This is a genomic window from Micromonospora sp. NBC_00362 (genome assembly GCF_026342155.1).
GTDB classification, from domain to species: domain Bacteria; phylum Actinomycetota; class Actinomycetes; order Mycobacteriales; family Micromonosporaceae; genus Micromonospora; species Micromonospora hortensis.
Window position 1 is genome coordinate 4,158,117 of sequence record NZ_JAPENH010000001.1, and the last position, 16,594, is coordinate 4,174,710.

15 protein-coding genes are annotated in these 16,594 nt (G+C 73.0%); 7 read left to right on the top strand and 8 right to left on the bottom strand.

Annotation, left to right across the window (positions count from 1 at the left end):
• Position 1: 1 nt before the first annotated feature.
• Both OG992_RS19065 and OG992_RS19070 read right to left on the bottom strand, forming a co-directional pair.
• Positions 2-367 carry a hypothetical protein gene (locus OG992_RS19065; protein WP_266303938.1) on the bottom strand — a complete coding sequence of 122 codons (366 nt, stop codon included), beginning with the start codon at positions 365-367 and terminating at the stop codon, positions 2-4.
• Complete coding sequence (locus OG992_RS19070; RefSeq protein ID WP_266303939.1) at positions 364-3,162, bottom strand: SseB family protein; 2,799 nt, start codon at positions 3,160-3,162, stop codon at positions 364-366. The genes OG992_RS19065 and OG992_RS19070 overlap by 4 nt, the downstream gene beginning before the upstream one ends.
• Positions 3,163-3,314: 152 nt before the next feature.
• Between OG992_RS19070 and mycP the strand changes: the two genes are divergently transcribed.
• A complete protein-coding gene (mycP, locus tag OG992_RS19075) occupies positions 3,315-4,538 on the top strand; it encodes a type VII secretion-associated serine protease mycosin (RefSeq protein WP_266303940.1) in 1,224 nt (407 codons plus the stop codon).
• A gap of 127 nt (positions 4,539-4,665) precedes the next feature.
• On the opposite strand, the gene OG992_RS19080 is transcribed toward mycP, so the two are convergent.
• Both OG992_RS19080 and OG992_RS19085 read right to left on the bottom strand, forming a co-directional pair.
• Positions 4,666-4,959, bottom strand: a complete 294-nt coding sequence (locus tag OG992_RS19080; protein WP_238684789.1) for a WXG100 family type VII secretion target — start codon at positions 4,957-4,959, stop codon at positions 4,666-4,668.
• Between the two features lie 21 nt (positions 4,960-4,980).
• On the bottom strand, positions 4,981-5,301 hold the full coding sequence (locus tag OG992_RS19085) for a WXG100 family type VII secretion target (protein ID WP_238684790.1): 321 nt from the start codon (positions 5,299-5,301) through the stop codon (positions 4,981-4,983).
• A 290-nt stretch (positions 5,302-5,591) separates the two neighbouring features.
• Between OG992_RS19085 and eccE the strand changes: the two genes are divergently transcribed.
• The 4 genes from eccE to rarD all read left to right on the top strand — a co-directional run bounded on the left by eccE (position 5,592) and on the right by rarD (position 9,542).
• On the top strand, positions 5,592-7,553 hold the full coding sequence (gene eccE, locus OG992_RS19090) for a type VII secretion protein EccE (RefSeq protein ID WP_266303941.1): 1,962 nt from the start codon (positions 5,592-5,594) through the stop codon (positions 7,551-7,553).
• 62 nt (positions 7,554-7,615) lie between these two features.
• Positions 7,616-8,002 carry a phage holin family protein gene (locus OG992_RS19095; RefSeq protein WP_091395522.1) on the top strand — a complete coding sequence of 129 codons (387 nt, stop codon included), beginning with the start codon at positions 7,616-7,618 and terminating at the stop codon, positions 8,000-8,002.
• Positions 8,003-8,130: 128 nt separating this feature from the next.
• The gene (locus tag OG992_RS19100) at positions 8,131-8,628 is read left to right on the top strand and encodes a GNAT family N-acetyltransferase (RefSeq protein WP_238684792.1); all 498 of its coding nucleotides are present in this window, start codon (positions 8,131-8,133) and stop codon (positions 8,626-8,628) included.
• Positions 8,625-9,542, top strand: a complete 918-nt coding sequence (gene rarD, locus OG992_RS19105; protein ID WP_266303942.1) for an EamA family transporter RarD — start codon at positions 8,625-8,627, stop codon at positions 9,540-9,542. The genes OG992_RS19100 and rarD overlap by 4 nt, the downstream gene beginning before the upstream one ends.
• A 116-nt stretch (positions 9,543-9,658) precedes the next feature.
• Here rarD and OG992_RS19110 read toward each other — a convergent pair whose 3' ends face one another.
• Both OG992_RS19110 and OG992_RS19115 read right to left on the bottom strand, forming a co-directional pair.
• On the bottom strand, positions 9,659-10,375 hold the full coding sequence (locus OG992_RS19110; protein WP_238684794.1) for an anti-sigma factor: 717 nt from the start codon (positions 10,373-10,375) through the stop codon (positions 9,659-9,661).
• A complete protein-coding gene (locus OG992_RS19115) occupies positions 10,372-10,887 on the bottom strand; it encodes a sigma-70 family RNA polymerase sigma factor (RefSeq protein WP_051708644.1) in 516 nt (171 codons plus the stop codon). Before OG992_RS19115 ends, OG992_RS19110 begins: the two co-directional genes overlap by 4 nt.
• 226 nt (positions 10,888-11,113) lie before the next feature.
• Here OG992_RS19115 and OG992_RS19120 point away from each other — a divergent pair, with 226 nt between their 5' ends.
• Positions 11,114-13,240, top strand: a complete 2,127-nt coding sequence (locus tag OG992_RS19120) for a PhoX family phosphatase (RefSeq protein ID WP_266303943.1) — start codon at positions 11,114-11,116, stop codon at positions 13,238-13,240.
• Between the two features lie 102 nt (positions 13,241-13,342).
• Here the strand turns inward: OG992_RS19120 and OG992_RS19125 are convergent, their stop codons facing one another.
• The gene (locus OG992_RS19125) at positions 13,343-14,125 is read right to left on the bottom strand and encodes an IclR family transcriptional regulator (protein ID WP_091395539.1); all 783 of its coding nucleotides are present in this window, start codon (positions 14,123-14,125) and stop codon (positions 13,343-13,345) included.
• 154 nt (positions 14,126-14,279) lie between these two features.
• Between OG992_RS19125 and OG992_RS19130 the strand changes: the two genes are divergently transcribed.
• Positions 14,280-15,509, top strand: a complete 1,230-nt coding sequence (locus OG992_RS19130) for an MFS transporter (protein ID WP_266303944.1) — start codon at positions 14,280-14,282, stop codon at positions 15,507-15,509.
• On the opposite strand, the gene OG992_RS19135 is transcribed toward OG992_RS19130, so the two are convergent.
• The gene (locus tag OG992_RS19135; protein ID WP_238684797.1) at positions 15,485-16,570 is read right to left on the bottom strand and encodes a polyprenyl synthetase family protein; all 1,086 of its coding nucleotides are present in this window, start codon (positions 16,568-16,570) and stop codon (positions 15,485-15,487) included. The two genes, OG992_RS19130 and OG992_RS19135, sit on opposite strands and share 25 nt — an antisense overlap.
• Positions 16,571-16,594: the final 24 nt, after the last annotated feature.

Consider the following 16,594-nt stretch of genomic DNA (forward strand, 5'->3'; position numbering starts at 1 on the left):
GTCAGACCCGCTGCTCCCGCAGGTCGGTGACCTCGGCGGCCGGCGCCCAACCCTGGTAGACGCCGAAGTCGAAGACCTCCAGTCGCATCGCCTCGGCCACCGGCCAGCGACCACCGGTGTATTCCACCCGCAACCAGGCGTCGTGCTTGCCGAGCACGATGAACGGCTGCCCCTGCCAGGTGCAGGTGGTCCGCACGTACGCCAGATCCTCGATCTCGCTCGCCGGCAGCACGCGGACGTAGCGGCCCGCGCGGACCTCCTCGAAGCCCTCGCCCGGCTCGGGCTGGTAGAGGCGGATGTCGTCGCCGTCCGGGCTGGCCTGGTATTCCCGGCCCTGCCAACGAGCCACGTAACCGTCGCGCATCACGCCTCCCCGACCCGTCGCCAGGTGACCGAGTCGGTGTCCAGCTCCGCGACCACCCGCTCGCCGCCGTCCGCGCCGATGCGCCAGAGCTGGGCGCCGTGCGGCAGCCGTGCGCTGTCCACCTTGAACTCCGCCACCACGTCGCTGCTCTCACCCGGGGCGAAGCCGTTGCCCCGGAACGGCGGACGTTCGATGACCCAGCCCTCCATGGCCCGCATCGCCGGCTCGTTCTGACCGCCGTACGGGATGCGGTAGAGACTCGGCCGGTGCGCCGGCCAGCGCAGCACGTAGATCTCCTCGGCGTCCGGGGCGAACGGCGAGCCGGGGTAGCTGAGGCCCAGCGCCTCGTGCAGCTGAGCCGGTGTGGTCAGGTGGGACAGCTCACCGGCCCGGTGCACGAACCCGGACACCCTGTCGTACCCACGATCCAGGTAGTACGCGAGCTGGCTGGGGGCGATCGCCTTCTGCATGACCGTCGGGCGGGTCGGGTCGACCGCCGCTGGGGCGTACCGGGGACGGGCGGCGGGTTCGGCCACGGCCGGCGCTTCCACCTGGTCCACTTCCAGGTCGTCCCCGAGCCCGACCTCGGCGGCCCAGTTGGCCAACGCGACGATCTGCTCGCCGGGCAACTTGGCGCCCACCGGCGTGCCCGGGTTGACGGCGAACGACCAGTCCTCGTCGGGCCAGCGCCGGATCAGCTGGGCGAACTTCACCCGGACCGTGTCGACGTCCCCCTCGACATGGTCGGCGAGGCGCTCCGACGACGTGTAGACCACCACGTACGTCTCGCCGTCGAGCTGTCCGGTACGCCAGACGAAGCCGGGATCCCCGGGGCGGCTTCCCCGCACCGATTCCGGTGCCGCCGGCAGTAGCACCCGGGCCAGCAGGAGGGTGGACAGGAACGTGTCGGTGCTGCCCGAGCCTGCGGCGCTGAGCAGGTCCTCCTCGACCGTGTTGGCGGGCTCGAACTCGACCGGCGCCGGCTCGTCGGCCGGCGAGCGCGGAACGTCGCTCGGGCTCACGCTCGCGCCGCTGCCCTCGCCGTCGGCCTGGTCCGTACCGGCCGGGCCCGCCGACGAGACAGCACTGTCGGCGCGGTCGTCCTGGAGCGGGGCGTCGACGCGGTCGTCGATCCGCGGGTCGCCCAGGCCACCGCCGGCTGCGCCGACCTCTGTCGGAACCACGGGGTGCGGGGCGGATGGGCTCGGGGCCGGCTGAGCGGGGCTGAACGACGGGGGCCCGGACGGGCTGGAACCGAAGGACGACGGGCCGAACAGGCCCGGGTCGGAGGACGTCGAGCCGAACGGCGGCGGGGCGGCCTCGGCGGGGCTGGGCCGCCGGGGCGCGTCGACCGGCGCGCTGCTCTCGACCGGGTCGGCGAGGTCGCGGGACTCGATGATCGTGCCCTCGATGACGATGGGCGTGAAGCCGCGGCGCGGCGCGGGCGGCCCGGAGACCGGTTCCGCGACTGACACCGGCAGATCCTCCGTCGGCTCGAACCGGCCCGGCCGGTCCTGGGGAATCGCCTGCGTCTCCTCCGCCGATGGCCGCCCGGGCGCACCGATCAGGGGTGGCTCACCGGTCACCCGGAACGCGCGGGTGGGCTCCTCAGCGAGTGGGTTGTGCCGGCGCGGCGGCAGCGGCTGGGTGATCTCCTCGCCGGATGGCGGCGCGTCCGTCCCGCGGGACGCGCCGAGGCCACCTCCTGGCCGTCGTATCGGCTGGGTGGCTGCCGGGTCCGCCGCCATCGGAAAGGCTCGCGTCGCGGGCTCGTCGGCCGGCGCGTCGGCCGGACGGCGGCGAGGAAAGGGCTGGCTGCCTCGCCCGAACCGGGTCGGCGGGGCCGCCCGGTCACCGGGGCGTCCCCCACTCGCGGCCGGGTCGCGGGTCGGGCTGGGGTCGAAGAAGGAGCGCCGAGGCGCGGCCTGGGGGCCGGCGTTGCCGTTGGCCGGAGCGGGGCCGTCGACGTCGCCCGGCCGGGTCGCTGCCGGCCAACCAGCGCCGGGCCCGGCCTGGTCGGTGGTGGGGCCGGCGGTCGCCAACGGGGTGAAACGGGACTGCCGGCCGGTGCGGGGCAGGGCTTCGGCGCCCGGTGTGGGCCGGGGCGGCTCGGTGGGGTGCCGCTGACCGGCGGCGGGCAGGCCCTCGTCGCCGGACCGGCGCGGTGGCTCAGCGGGAACGGGCGGCCGGGGCGCCGGGCCCGGTGCCGGCGGGGCACCCACTCGGGGGGCACCGCTCCGGCTGGGCCTGTGGGGTGTGAGCGGAGCACCATCGGGGCCGGACGAGGCCGCCCCCGTCGCCGGGCGCGATCCGGCGGCTGGCGCGGAGTCCCGAGCTGGCATGCCGGGCCGGGTGCGGGCCAACGTCTCGGCGCGTTCCAGGCGGGCGCGGGCACCCATGGCGCGGCCGGGCAGTCGCACGTCACCTCGGGACAGCTGCGACACGAACCAGGCCGGCAGGTAACCCTCGACCGGTAGACCCGGATTGACGGCGAGCCACCACTCGTGGTTGGGCCAACTGGCCGCGAGGTCCGCGAAGGGGATGCGTCGGTTGCTGCCGGCGTGATCGCCGAGGCAGGCTCGCAGGGCGGCGGCGGAGGTGAAGGCCAGGACGTGGGTCCGGCCGCCGGTGGTCCAGGTGCCCCATCCGGCGGGTGGCTGGCCGGGCTGCGTCGGCGCGGAGACCGGCAGCAGCACATCGGTGCGGGACAGGACCCTGAAGTACAGCTCCTGGTCGTTGGCGCGCAGCGCGTCGCGCATCGCCACCTCGGCCTCCGTGGCCGGCTCCCATGCGGTCACGGCCACCTCCCCTTCCGAGAACAGGCCACAGGTATCGCGTACAACCTACAAGGTGGTACCAAGATCACAATGGCTGGCCGGCGGCGGCCTGCCAGGGCCAGGAGGAGGCGATAACATCCCGTTCCGGAGCCGATACGATACGGAGGGTGTCGATGTCCGGATCGATAACGCGCCCGGTCCTCGCAGGTCTGGCCGCCAGCCTGTTGACCGTACCGGCCCTTCCGACAGTCGCCGCCACCGCCGGGCTGCGGGCGGCACCGGCCTGCGCGACACCACTCGCCCCCGTCCGGCCGGTCGCGGCCAGGCCCTGGCCACAGCAACGGTACGACCCGGCGCGGCTCGCGTTGCTGGCCACCGGCGCCGGGGTGACCGTCGCGGTGGTCGACTCCGGGGTTGACCGCGTGCACCCGCAGCTGGTTGGGCGGGTGCTGGCCGGCACGGACCTGCTCGACCCCGGCGGGGACGGCGGTCGGGACTGCGCCGGGCACGGCACCGGTGTGGCGAGCATCATCGCCGCGGCGCCCCGCTCCGACGTCGCCTTCCGCGGTCTGGCGCCGGGTGCCCGAATCCTGCCGGTGCGGGTGAGTGAGCAGCAGGTGGTGCAGGGGCGGGAGTCGGGGCGTACGGTCAGCGCCGACGAGTTCGCCCGGGCCATCCGGTGGGCCGTCGACCATGACGCCGACGTGGTGAACCTGTCCGTGGTCCTGTACGCGGACGACCCGGAGGTCCGTTCGGCCGTGCGGTACGCGGTCGACCGGGACGTGGTGCTGGTGGCCGCCGCCGGCAATCTGCACGACAGCGGGGATCCCCGACCCTTCCCCGCCGGCTACGACGGGGTGCTCGGTGTGGGCGCGATCGGGGCGGACGGCGCGCGGGCGACGTTCTCGCAGACCGGCCCGTACGTCGACCTCGTGGCCCCGGGCAGCGAGGTGCTGACCGCCGCACCCGGCGCCGGCCACCATCGGGTCGAGGGCACCAGTTACGCGGCGCCCTTCGTGGCCGCCACCGCCGCGTTGCTGCGGCAGTACCGGCCGGAGCTGACCGCAGCCCAGGTGGCGGAGCGGATCATCGCTACCGCCGATCCAGCTCCGGGCTCGGGCCGGGGCGGCGGGTACGGCGCCGGCGTGTTGAACCCCTACCGGGCGGTCACCGAGACCAGCGGCGGCCGTGCGGCCGGCGCGCGGCCGGTCGCCGCCCTCGCCGACGACCGGGCCGACCCGGCGCAGCTCGCCTACCAGGCCCGCCGGGCTGCCGCACGGGACCGAGCCCTGCTGGTCGGCGCGGTGGCCGGCATCACGGCGGTCACAGTGGCGCTGCTCGCCCTGGTGGTGCCTCGGGGCGTCCGTCGACGTTGGCGCCCGGCCGACCCGACCTGAGCCCGCCCGCACACGACCTGAGCCCGTCGGCGCGCGACCTGAGCCCGCCCGCGCGCGGCCCTGACCGCCGACCGGCGGCGGGCGGGGCGCCGACCCGGACACGGTCAGCGCTCCCGACCCACATCGCTCACTGGAACAGCCCGGTGTTCTTCTTTTCGGTGTCCAGGTAGTCGGTGGCGGAGTCGTTCACCGCCAACCTGATGTCACGCAGCATCCCCTGCAGGTCCTGCGAGGCCGAACGCCACCGCGCCTGCCGCTGCTCGTAGGCCTGCCGCGCGTCGCCCGTCCAGCTCGCCACCAGCGGGGCGGCGTCGCGTTCGAGTTGGCCGAGTTGCGCGTCGAGGGTGTTCAACGCCTTCTGAATGTCAGCGCCGGCCTGCTGCAGCGCGGCGAAGTTGACGACCAGCACACCATTGTCCATTGGATTCCCTCCCCAGCGGGATCAGAGCGGCAGTTGGATGCCGCCGCGGTTGGTGCCGGCCACCCGGCTGGCCACCTCGTCGTCGGACGCGTGGTATTGCCGACCGGCGGTGCGGATCGCACCGGCGGTCTCGCGCAACGCGCGGTGCAGCGCCGTCTGGTCCTGTGACCACTGCTGCTTGACCTGCTCGAACGACCGGCCACCAGCGCCACGCCACGCCTGCTGCAACACCTCCAGCTCGGCCAGCAGGCCGGTCAGCATGGATTGCAACGACTGGTCCACCTGCTCGAACTTCGCGGCAGTCTGCTGCATCACCGCTGCTTCTGCCTTGGTTTGGGACATCCGGACGTCACCTCGTCTCTCGGATCGCACCTGGCCGTCGACGCGCCCACCCCGTGGCGACGCGTCGTCGCTTGGCCCGGTCGTCGAGCACTGAGACACGGGTCAGCGAAGGACTTCGTGGCTGACGGTAGCGACCTCGTAGCAGTTCTGCTACCCCGCCGGCCTCCCCTGTGGACAACCGAGGCGGCCATCGGTCGCTTACGATGTGCCGCAGCCACGTCGCGGCGCGTGACGGGCCGCCGGAGGGCGGCCGGCCGCCCGACCCGGTCCCCACTGGTCGAGGAGGCACGGTGCCGGCGATCACCACCGGAGGGCCGCACCCGCCGACCCCGACCGGATCCGAGACAGGTGCCTCCCCACTGGTGGGCGGGCCGGGCCGATCCACCGACAGCGGCCCGCTGTCGGTCGATCAGCGCACCCCCGGTCGCCGGTCGCCGGTGGCCCACTGGGTCGCACTCGGCCGTCGTGCGGCTGCCGGAGCGCGAGCCGGCCAACTGGTCGCCGCACAGGTCGCGGTGGCGCTCGTGCTCGTCACCCTCGGCCGACCCGCGCCGGTCGTCGCGGCGGCCGTCCTGGTGGCCGTGCTGCTGGTGGTCGGCGCCTGGGTACCGGTGCGAGGGCGGTGGCTGTTCGAGTGGCTGGGCACCGCCATCGGGCACCTCACCCGTCGACGGGTGTTGGCCGGGCCGGCCGACGCGGCCGAACTGCTCGACCTGGTCGCCCCGGGCACAGTGGTCCGCTCGACCGAGTTGACCGGCGGGCCGGCCGCCGTCCTGGAGGACACCACCGGCATGGTCGCGCTCCTGGAGCTCGGCGACCCCGGCGACCTGCTGGGCGACGTGTCCCAGGCGATCCCCGCCCCGGCCGCGTTGCTCCCGGCGACCGGGCCGGACCAGCCCCCGCTGCTGATCCAACTGCTGCTCGCCGGTGCGCCGGCGCCGGTGCCGAGCGCGGGTGGCACTGTCGGCACGTCGTACCGGCAGCTCACCGACGGGCGGCTCGCCGGGCGCGAGCGTGCGGTGGTGGCGGTCCGGGTGCTGCGGGTGAACGGTTGGTCCGAGGAGGACCTGCGGCGGGTACTCGCCGGCACGGTTCGCCGGATCGTCCGCCGGCTCGGGCCGTTGGCCGCGCGGCCGCTCGGGGTGCCGGCGGTACTGCGCGTCCTGGGCGAGCTGGCCCACCACGATGGCGAACCGGTTCGGGAGTCCTGGCCGGCGATCCGGTCCGGCACTCTCGTCCAGGCCACCTTCCGACTGCTCCACTGGCCCGATGCGGGCGCTGCGGCTACCCGGCGGTTGGTGCCCCGCCTGCTCGCGCTGCCGGCGACGGCCACGACGGTGTCGATCTGCTCAGGCCCGTCGCCGACGATGTCGGCGTCGTCGGGTCCGCCGACGGCCAGCGGAGTGCCGACCGAGCTGACCGTACGCCTGGCCGCCGGGACGGCGGCTGAGTTGGTGGCGGCCACCGAGGCGCTGACCCGCCTGGTGACCGACCTGGGCGGAAAGCTACGCCGACTCGACGGTGCCCACCTGAGCGGGCTGGCCGCCACGCTGCCGTTGGCGCTGTCGGCACCCGGGGCGCAGCCCCGCTCACCGGCGCCCGGAGCGCGACCCGGCCCGGCGGTGAACGCCTGGGAGCTGTCCCTGGGCGACGCGGGAATGATGGTCGGCACCAATCGACACGGCCGAGCCGTCACCGTGCGACTGTTCCGGCCGGAGAGCACCCGCGTGCTGCTGGTCGGCGGGGTGCGGGCAGCCCAGCTGGTGGCCCTGCGCGCCCTGGCCCTCGGCGCCCTGGTGGTGGTGCAGACCGCCCGGCCACGCGCCTGGGAGCCGTTCATCCGAGGGGTTGGCGCGCCGGGTGGCACGATCCCGTTGCTCCCTCCCGGTCGGGCGGTCGCCGACGGGGTGGGCACCGCGCTGCGTCCGTTGCTGCTCATCGTCGACGCCGGGCCGGTGGCGGGCGAGGCAGCGCCGGGCCCACCGTGGCGGGCCACCCTTGTGGTACGCGACGAGCTGACCCCGGCCGATGTGGACGCGTTGAGCCGCGCCGACCTGGCATTGCTCCAGCCACTGACCTCCGCCGAGGCCACCCTGGCCGGAGCGGCGCTGGGGCTGGGCGGCTCGGCCGAGTGGCTGACCCGGATCCGGGAGGACATGGTGGCCGTGGTCAACCGTCGGGCGCTGCGCTGGGCACTGCTCTCCCCCACTCCGATCGAGGCGCAACTGATCGGCCCGCCGACGCGGGGCTGATTCCACCGGGACGGCCAGCTGGCGGGTTACGTCGGTGCGGTGTCCGTGGCACGATCCCCGCCATGGGTTTTCTGAAAGGTCTGCTGATCCGGCTGGCCAGCACAGCTCTGGCTTTCTGGCTGGCCACGCTCCTCATCCCGGGCATCTCCCTGGATTCGAACTCGGCCACCGAGACGGTGACCACGCTGCTCCTGGTGGCGGTGATCTTCGGCGTGGTCAACGCGGTTCTCCAGCCGATCATCAAGACCGTCGGTTGTGGCTTCTACCTGCTGACCCTGGGTCTCATCGCCCTGGTGGTGAACGGGCTGCTCTTCCTGCTCACCAGCTGGATCGCCGACCAGGCCGGGCTGCCGTTCTCGGTGGACGGTTTCTGGCCGGCGGCAGTGCTCGGCGCCCTCTTCGTGAGCATCGTGACCTGGATCCTCGGCGCCGTCCTCGACCGCGACTGATCGCCGACCAACCAGCACCGACCCGGTCCGTCCGGGGCTCCGACCTCGGTCGGGGCCCCGGCGGGCCGATGACCAGAGTTCGGGAATGTGGCGGCCGGACCGCCCACCTCGGCGGTTAGCGTCGCAGCATGTTCTCGCTGACCTCTCCCGACGGCCACCTGCTCAGCACCGATCCGGCGCGGATCGACCTGGACCTGGTGCACCACTGGTTGTCCACCGACGCGTACTGGGCGCTCGGACGGGACCGGGAGACCACGGAGCGGTCGTTCGCCGGCTCGCTGCCGTTCGGCATCTACCGGCCGGAGGACGGCCGGCAGGTCGCTGTGGCCCGGGTCGTGACTGACGGCGCCACCTTCGCCTGGCTCTGCGACGTGTACGTCGACCGTGCCGCCCGAGGTCGCGGGCTGGGCGGGTGGCTGGCCGGCGCGGTCCGCGACCACCTGGACGAGCTGGGCGTACGCCGGATCCTGCTCTGCACCAACGACGCCCACCAGGTGTACGCGGGGGTGGGCTTCACCCCGCTGGACGCGCCGCAACGCTGGATGCAGCTGGACCGGCGACCCCCGGTGACCCCGATCACCGGAAAGGAACAAAGCAGCACTACGCCCCTTACGGTGGAGGCGTGACGCCACTCCGCCTGGGATATCTCTACGGCCTCGGCGCGTACCTGCTCTGGGGTTTCTTTCCGCTCTACCTGAAGCTGCTGCGACCCGCCGGCCCGCTGGAGATCCTGGCCCACCGGATCGTCTGGTCGGTGCTCTTCGTGGCCCTGCTGCTGGCGGCGCTGCGCAACGTCGGCTTCCTGCGGGCGCTGCTGCGCCGCCCCTGGGCGATGGCGGGGATCGCCGCCGCCGCCGCGCTGATCGCTGTCAACTGGGGCACCTACATCTACGGGGTCAACTCCGACCGGGTGGTGGAGACGGCGCTCGGCTACTTCATCAACCCGCTGGTAGTGGTGCTGCTCGGGGTGACTGTGCTGCGGGAGCGGCTACGCCCGGCGCAGTGGGTGGCGCTGGGGATCGGCGCGTCGGCGGTCGCGGTGCTCACAGTGGACTACGGCCGGCTGCCCTGGCTGGCGTTGACCCTGGCGTTCAGCTTCGCCGGCTACGGCCTGGTGAAGAAGCGGCTCGGGCTGCCGGCGGCGGAGGGGCTCTTCGTCGAGTCGGCGGTGCTGGCGTTGCCGGCGTTGGGCTACCTGGGTTGGCTGACCGCGAAGGCCGAGCTGACCTTCGGGCACGTCTCGGCCGGGCACACAGCGCTGCTGGTGCTGGCCGGCGCGGCCACGGCGATCCCGCTGTTGCTGTTCGCCGGGGCGGCCAACCGACTGCCCCTGAGCAGCCTAGGCATGATCCAGTATCTGGCGCCCATCCTCCAGCTCGGCTGCGGGGTGCTGATCTTCCACGAGCCGATGCCGCCGGCCCGCCTGGCCGGCTTCGCGCTGGTCTGGCTGGCTCTGATCGTCTTCACCGCCGACGCCGTCCGAGCCTCCCGCCGCACCCGCCACCAGACCCCTGTCCCCACCCCCCTCCCCACCCCCTGACCCCGCGATCTTGCAGTTTCGGTCGTCGATATGCCTGATCTGCCCCTTATGGAACAGCAGAAAGTGCAAGATCGCGGAGGACCGGGGTTGGGCGGGGCGGGGTGGGGTGGGGTGGGTTAGGGGACGGCGTAGGTCAGGAGGGGCGTGCCGTCGGCTTTCTGCAGCTCCACGCTGACCAGCTCGGCGTCGGTGAACCTCGTCGCGCCGGTGAAGCTGAGGTCGTCGCCGGGCGCCGCCAACCAGGAGCCGATCTGCTCGGTGGCGCCGTTCGGACCACGCGCCACCAGCCGGAACGGGTACGCCTTGCCGTAGCTCGTCCGCGCGTCGTACCCGCAACGCATTCTCACCTCGGTGCCCCACTTGGTGCCGGTGAGCCCGAGGTCGGCGTGCACCGGCCCGGCGGCGGCCACCGGTCGCATGGCCACCATCGACACCTGCGGGGTCGGGTTGCCCTGCGCGCCGGGCGGCCCGGACGGGTCGACCGTTCGAGGCAGCGCCACTGCGGTGCCCACACCGACCAGCAGCGCCAGCCCGGCGGCGGCCAGTGTGGTCAGTGCGTATCGTCGCCGGTCCGCGGCGCGTTCCCGACGGCGGCGCTGGCGGGCCTCGTCGAGCAGCGCGGGTACCCGGGGCGGGGCCGGCGGCGGCAGGATCTGCTCCAACCCCGCCGGGTCGAGGCGTCCGAGCAACCCGGGCAGGACGGCGATCTCCGCGACCGCCTCCCGACACGAGGCGCACCCGCCGAGGTGCCGCTCGTAGGCCGCCCGTTCGGCGGGGGCCAGGGCGCCCAGCACGTACGCGCCGTCGTCATACGCGAACTCGCACCGGGTCATCCCGTCACCCCCATCTCGGCCAGGACCAACCGTAGAGACCGCAGCGCGTAGTGGGTGCGGGATTTCACGGTCCCTGGCGGCACGCCCAGGCGGGACGCCGCCTCGGCCACCGACCGCCCCTGGTAGAAGCACTCGACAAGCACTTCCCGGTGGGTCGGGCTGAGCCGGTTCAGCGCCTCGGCGACGGTCCACGCCTCCACCGCCCGTTCGGCCTCGTCGATCACCTCGGGCGGTTCGGGCAGATCGTCGGTGAACACCTCACCGACGCGGGTGGATCGGCGCCGCCAGGCGTCGATGGCCAGGTTGCGCGCGGTGGTGAACAGCCAGGACCGCACCGATCCGCGTCTCGGGTCGAGAGACTCCGGATGTCGCCAGGCCCGCAGCAGCGTCTCCTGTACCAGGTCCTCGGCCCGCTGCCGGTCCCCGTTGACCAGCCGCAGGGCATGGGCGTACAGCGCCTCCGCGTGCTCGTCGTGCAGCGCGCGGAGCAGTTGGGCGTCGTGGTCGCTGATGGCGGTCTCCTCGCTTCCGGCGCGCGTCCGGCGGTGCGTTCGCTCGGGAATACGTGCTGTCACGCCGATCGGTTCAGCCCGAGGTCAGACCGGTGGCGTGGTGACGCCGCCGACGAAGGTGTTCATGCCTGGTTCACATCGCGGCTGACGAGCGCTCACCGCGTCCTCTTAGCGTCCGGCTGGTACGCCGCCTGTCGTGCCACCGACTTCTCTGGAGGCCTCCCCCATGAGCGACCGTCCCCGGCTGCTCCCCCTGTTGAACGGCACCCGCCATGGCACCCGTGATGCCATGACCTGCCTGTACCGGTGCGGAAACGCGTGTGACCACCCGGTCCCGAACACCTCCGACAACGCGTACTTCGGTGACGTGGTGAACGCCGAGGTGTCGCGGCGTGGCGTGGTCCGGGCCGGCGCTGTCGGCGCGTTGGTGCTCGGTTTCGGCGGCGCGGCAGCCGGCGCGCTCGCCGGGGCGGCCCCGGCCATGGCGGCCCCGACCGCCCCGGACGTTCCGGAGAACGTCGGGTTCGGTCGTCCCAGCACCGGGGTCGGCAGCGGCGCGCTGACCTTCAAGCCGATCCCACCGAACAAGCTGGACACCCTTGTCGTACCGAACGGCTACGACCACGCCGTGGTGATCAAGTGGGGTGACCCGGTGCTGCCGGGCGCGCCGGAGTTCGACCTGCACCACCAGACCGCCGCCGCGCAGTCCAGGCAGTTCGGGTACAACAACGACTTCGTGGGCGTGCTGCCGCTGGACAAGCAAGGCAAGCGGGCGCTGCTCGTGGTCAACCACGAGTACACGAACGAGGACCTGATGTTCCCAGGCTTCCCCGGCCTGGACGGGCTCTCCGTGGAGCAGTTGCGCACCGCGATGGCCGCGCACGGCATGTCGGTGGTGGAGCTTGAGCGGGTCGCGGGCACCGGGCAGTGGAAGCCGGTCGGGAAGGGCCCCCGGCCGTACAACCGGCGGGTCACCGCCCTGAGCACCAAGTTCGACCTGACCGGCCCGGCCGCCGGCTCGGCCTGGCTGAAGACCGCCGCCGACCCCAGGGGCCGCACTGTCGTCGGCACGCTGAACAACTGCGCCGGTGGCGTGACCCCGTGGGGCACGGTCCTCTCCGGCGAGGAGAACTTCAACCAGTACTTCGTGGGCGCCGACGCCGTCCCGGCCGAGCTGAAGCCGAAGCTGGACCGGTACGGCATCGGCACCGCCAGCCGCTACCCCAGCGGCAGCCGCAAGTGGGAGCGCGCGGACGAGCGCTTCGACCTGGCGAAGCACCCCAACGAGGCACACCGGTTCGGCTGGGTCGTCGAGATCGACCCGTTCGACCCGGAGAGCCGCCCGCGCAAGCACACAGCGATGGGCCGGTTCAAGCACGAGGGCGCCAACGTGATCGTGGCGAAGGACGGTCACGTGGTCGCGTACATGGGCGACGACGAGCGGTTCGACTATCTCTACAAGTTCGTCTCGGACAAGAAGTTCATGAAGGGCAACTCCTGGGCTGCCCGCAAGCACAACCTGACCCTGCTGGAGTCCGGCACGCTGTACGTGGCGAAGCTCGACCAGACCAGCGCCGCCGAGATCGACGGCTCGGGCAAGCTCCCCACCGACGGCGCGTTCAACGGCCGGGGTCGCTGGATCAGGCTGGTCAGCGGCAACCGCTCGTTCGTCGACGGGATGACCGCCGCGGACGTGCTCACCTTCACCCGGCTCGCCGGCGACAAGGTCGGCGCGACCAAGATGGACCGCCCCGAGGACGTCGAGCCGAGCCTGCTCACCGGCAAGGTGTACGTGGCGCTGACGAACAACACCAACCGGGGCGTCGGCAGCAACCCGAAGGCGGACGAGGCCAACCCGCGCACCGCCAACAAGCACGGGCAGATCCTGGAGCTGGTCGAGGACCGCAACGACAACACCTCGGAGACCTTCGCCTGGTCGCTGCCGATCGTCTGCGGCGACCCGACCGACCCGTCGACCTTCTTCGCCGGGTACGACAAGACCAAGGTCTCCCCGATCTCCTGCCCGGACAACGTCGCCTTCGACGCCACCGGCAACCTCTGGATCTCCACCGACGGCAATGCGCTGGGCAGCAACGACGGCCTGTTCGCCACCGCCGTGGAGGGTCCGGAGCGGGGTCACCTCAAGCAGTTCCTGACGGTGCCGCTCGGCGCGGAGACCTGCGGCCCGTTCATCACCGGCGACAACCGCTCGGTCTTCGTCGCCGTACAGCACCCGGGCGAGATCACCGGGGCCTCGGTGGAGAACCCGGCCTCGAACTGGCCGGACGGTGACTACGCCAAGCCGGGCGTGGTGGTCACCTGGCGCCTCGACGGCGGCCCGGTGGGCAGCTGACGTCGTACTCGGGGCTGATCGGCCGCTGACGTTGCTCCGGCGGTCCGGCGCTGGACCGCACCGAGAGGCCCTCTCCCAGCCCGGGAGAGGGCCTCTCGGCGGTCAGTTGTCGGTGGCGATGCCGTCGGCCACGCCACGGGCCACTGTGAGCAGCTTGGCCCGTACGACCCGGGCGGAGGTCATCATCTCGCTGGCCGGCAACGCGCAGGCCAGCACGACGCGGCGTTCCATGTCCTTGTCCGGTGCGACGAGCACCGCGGCGCAGGCCACCCCCTGGCGGAACTGCCCCATCTCCAGTTGCATGCCGCGCCGGTCGCCGGCCGCCAGGTCGGCCTCGAAACTCTCGGTGGTGGTCAGCGTGGCGGTGGTGAAGGGGCGCATGCCGTACTCGCGCAGGTAGCGGTAGCGCTGGTCGGTGGTGAGGGTGGCGAGCAACGACTTGCCGAGCGCTGTCGCGTGCGCCCCCTCGTCGAAGCCGGGGACGAGATCCTCCAGGTAGGGCGAGCGGTGCCCCTCGGCGACAGCGGTGAGGGCCACCTGACCGCCGACGAACCGACCGAGGTAGTGGCTGTAGCCGGTGTCCAGGGCGGCCCGCCGCAGCGTCTCACCGACCGCTGGCGGGCCCCGGAACGCCGTCACCAACTCCCGGTACCGGTCGGCCACCTCCAACCCCACGATGTACGTGCCGTCCTCTCGACGGATCACGTAGCCCTCGTAGGCGAGGGTGCGCACCAGGTGGTAGGTGGTGGCCACTGTCAGCTCGCAGCGCCGGGCGATCTGCTTGACGGTCAGGCCCTTCGGGGCGCGACCGACCGACTCCAGCACCCGTAGCGCTCGGGACACGCTGCGAATCAGGTCCGAAGGTTCTGCCAAGGGGTCGCGCACAACCACCTCCGCCGCCGGGGACTTACACCATATGAAAAACAGGCCCGGTGCGAAATGCCTGTTCGGGTCGAGGATGCCAGATCACCATCCACAGCTTGTGGCCCGCCGGTCACCAGGAGTGCTGTGAGCGGGGTTCGCGTAGGTTTGCCGGACGATGACCGACACCTCCAACACCCCCGATCCGACCGTTGCCCGACGCCGTCCGGTCCGGGCCAGCGCGGGCGCGGTCGTCACCACTGTGGCCTGCGTACTCCCCGTGTTCCTGCTCGGCGGTCTCGCCGTGCAGATGGGCACGGACCTCGGCTTCTCGCCGGCCGGCCTGGGCCTGGCTGTCTCCGTCTACTTCGGGGTCAGCGCGCTGGCGTCGGTGCCCTCCGGGCGGTTGGTCGAGCGGTACGGGCCGGCACTGGTCGCTCGCTGCGGCATTCTGCTGGCCGCCGGGTCGATGCTGGCCGTGGCCGCCTTCGCCCGGTCGTACCCGGTGCTGGTCGGCCTACTGGCGCTCAGCGCCGCCGCGAACGCGCTCGGCCAGTTGGCCAGCAACGCCGCGCTGGCCCAGCACGTGCCGGCCCGGCGGCAGGGGTTGTCGTTCGGTGTCAAGCAGGCCGCCATCCCGGTCTCCACCCTGCTGGCCGGGGTGGCGGTGCCCACCATCGCGCTCACCGCCGGCTGGCGCTGGGCGTTCGTGGCCGCCGCCGTGGCAGCGCTGACGACGCTGGCCGCCGTACCCCGGCAGTTGCCCGGCCTGGCCCGGCGGGCCGGCGCCGCCCGCGCCGGGCGGGCGACGGCGGCGCTGGTGGTCATCGGCGCGGCGGCGACGTTGGCCTCGGGCGCGGCCAACTCGTTGGGCACCTTCCTGGTGGACTCCGCCGCGGCAAGGGGTCTGTCGCCGGGCCTCGCCGGCCTCACCCTGACCCTGGGTAGTGCGGTCTGCGTGGCGGCTCGGGTGGGCGCCGGCTGGTTGGCCGACCGCCGCGAGACCGGCCACGTCGCCCTCATCGCCGCGATGCTGCTCGTCGGCGCGGTCGGGCTGGGCCTGCTGGCGTTGACCGGCTCGGTGCCGTTGGTGGTCGGCGTGGTGCTCGGCTTCGGCCTGGGCTGGGCCTGGCCCGGCCTGATGAACTTCGCCGTGGTCCGGCTGCACCCGCAGTCACCGGCCGCCGCCACCTCGATCACGCAGACCGGGGTGTACGCGGGCGGCTGCCTCGGCCCGCTGAGCCTGGGCCCCCTCGCCGCCCACCTCGGTTACCCGGCGATGTGGACAATCGCTGCCGTGGCGATGCTGCTCGCCGCCGCCCTCATGCTCGTCGGCAGCCGACTGTTGACCCGCGCCGCCACCGGAGCGGGCCGCGGCGTGGATCAGCTGGTGCGGTCGGCGATGTAGTCGCAGAGCGACTCGAGCGCGCTGCGGGACGGGCCGGGCGGCAGCGGGGCGAGCTGCGCGCGGGCCTCCTCGGCGTAGCTGCGCACGGTCTCCCGGGCCCGCTTGAGCGCCGGGCTCTCCCGGAGCAACCCCAACGCCTCGGCGTGCAGCGCGTCGTCGGTCAACGGGCCGGTCGCCAGGATCTCCCGCAGCCGCACCGACGACGCGTCGGAGTCGTCCGCCTCGCGGGCGTAGAGCACCGGCAGCGTCGGGACACCCTCGCGAAGGTCCGTGCCGGGGGTCTTGCCCGACTGCACCGACTCGGAGGCGATGTCCAGCAGGTCGTCGGAGAGCTGGAAGGCGACGCCGATCGTCTCGCCGTACCCGGCGAGGGCCTCCACGTGCTCCGGGGCGGCGCCACCGAACATGCCGCCGAACCGGGCCGACGTGGCGATCAGCGAGCCGGTCTTCTCGGCGATCACGTGCAGGTAGTGGGCCACCGGGTCGTCGTCGGCGCGCGGCCCGACCGTCTCCGCGATCTGGCCGTGCACCAGCCGGGCGAAGGTGCGCGCCTGCAACCGGACCGCCTCGGGGCCCAGGTCGGCGGCGATGTCGGCCGCGCGGGCGAAGAGGTAGTCGCCGACCAGGATGGCGACCGAGTTGGTCCACCGGGAGTTCGCGCTCGGCGCACCCCGACGGACGGCGGCCTCGTCCATCACGTCGTCGTGGTAGAGGGTGGCGAGGTGAGTGAGCTCCATCACCACGGCGGCCGGGACCACCTGCGCACCGGTCGGGTCACCGAACTGGGCGCCGAGCGCCACCAGCAACGGCCGGAACCGCTTCCCGCCAGCCTCGACGAGGTGCCGGGCGGCCTCGGTGACGAACGGGTCGGCACTGGCCACGCTGGCCCGCAACTCGACCTCGACCGTGTCCAGAAGACCCAGCACGGACGCCTCGACACGAGGATCGGCGAGGTTGAGGCCAAGCGCGCCGAACTGACTCGTGCTCGCCCGACCCCGTCGACCGCCGGAGCCGGAGGCACCTGAACGCTCGCCCGCCGGTTTCACCACGCTAACAACCATGCCACACCCGTTCGACCTGCTCCG

Bases quoted from the DNA above. Each gene is read 5' to 3' on its own strand.
- mycP (WP_266303940.1), top strand. From the start codon at position 3,315: ATGTCCGGATCGATAACGCGCCCGGTCCTCGCAGGTCTGGCCGCCAGC.
- OG992_RS19110 (WP_238684794.1), bottom strand. From the start codon at position 10,375: ATGACCCGGTGCGAGTTCGCGTATGACGACGGCGCGTACGTGCTGGGC.
- OG992_RS19080 (WP_238684789.1), bottom strand. From the start codon at position 4,959: ATGGACAATGGTGTGCTGGTCGTCAACTTCGCCGCGCTGCAGCAGGCC.
- OG992_RS19135 (WP_238684797.1), bottom strand. From the start codon at position 16,570: ATGGTTGTTAGCGTGGTGAAACCGGCGGGCGAGCGTTCAGGTGCCTCC.
- OG992_RS19130 (WP_266303944.1), top strand. From the start codon at position 14,280: ATGACCGACACCTCCAACACCCCCGATCCGACCGTTGCCCGACGCCGT.
- OG992_RS19120 (WP_266303943.1), top strand. From the start codon at position 11,114: ATGAGCGACCGTCCCCGGCTGCTCCCCCTGTTGAACGGCACCCGCCAT.
- OG992_RS19100 (WP_238684792.1), top strand. From the start codon at position 8,131: ATGTTCTCGCTGACCTCTCCCGACGGCCACCTGCTCAGCACCGATCCG.
- OG992_RS19095 (WP_091395522.1), top strand. From the start codon at position 7,616: ATGGGTTTTCTGAAAGGTCTGCTGATCCGGCTGGCCAGCACAGCTCTG.
- OG992_RS19085 (WP_238684790.1), bottom strand. From the start codon at position 5,301: ATGTCCCAAACCAAGGCAGAAGCAGCGGTGATGCAGCAGACTGCCGCG.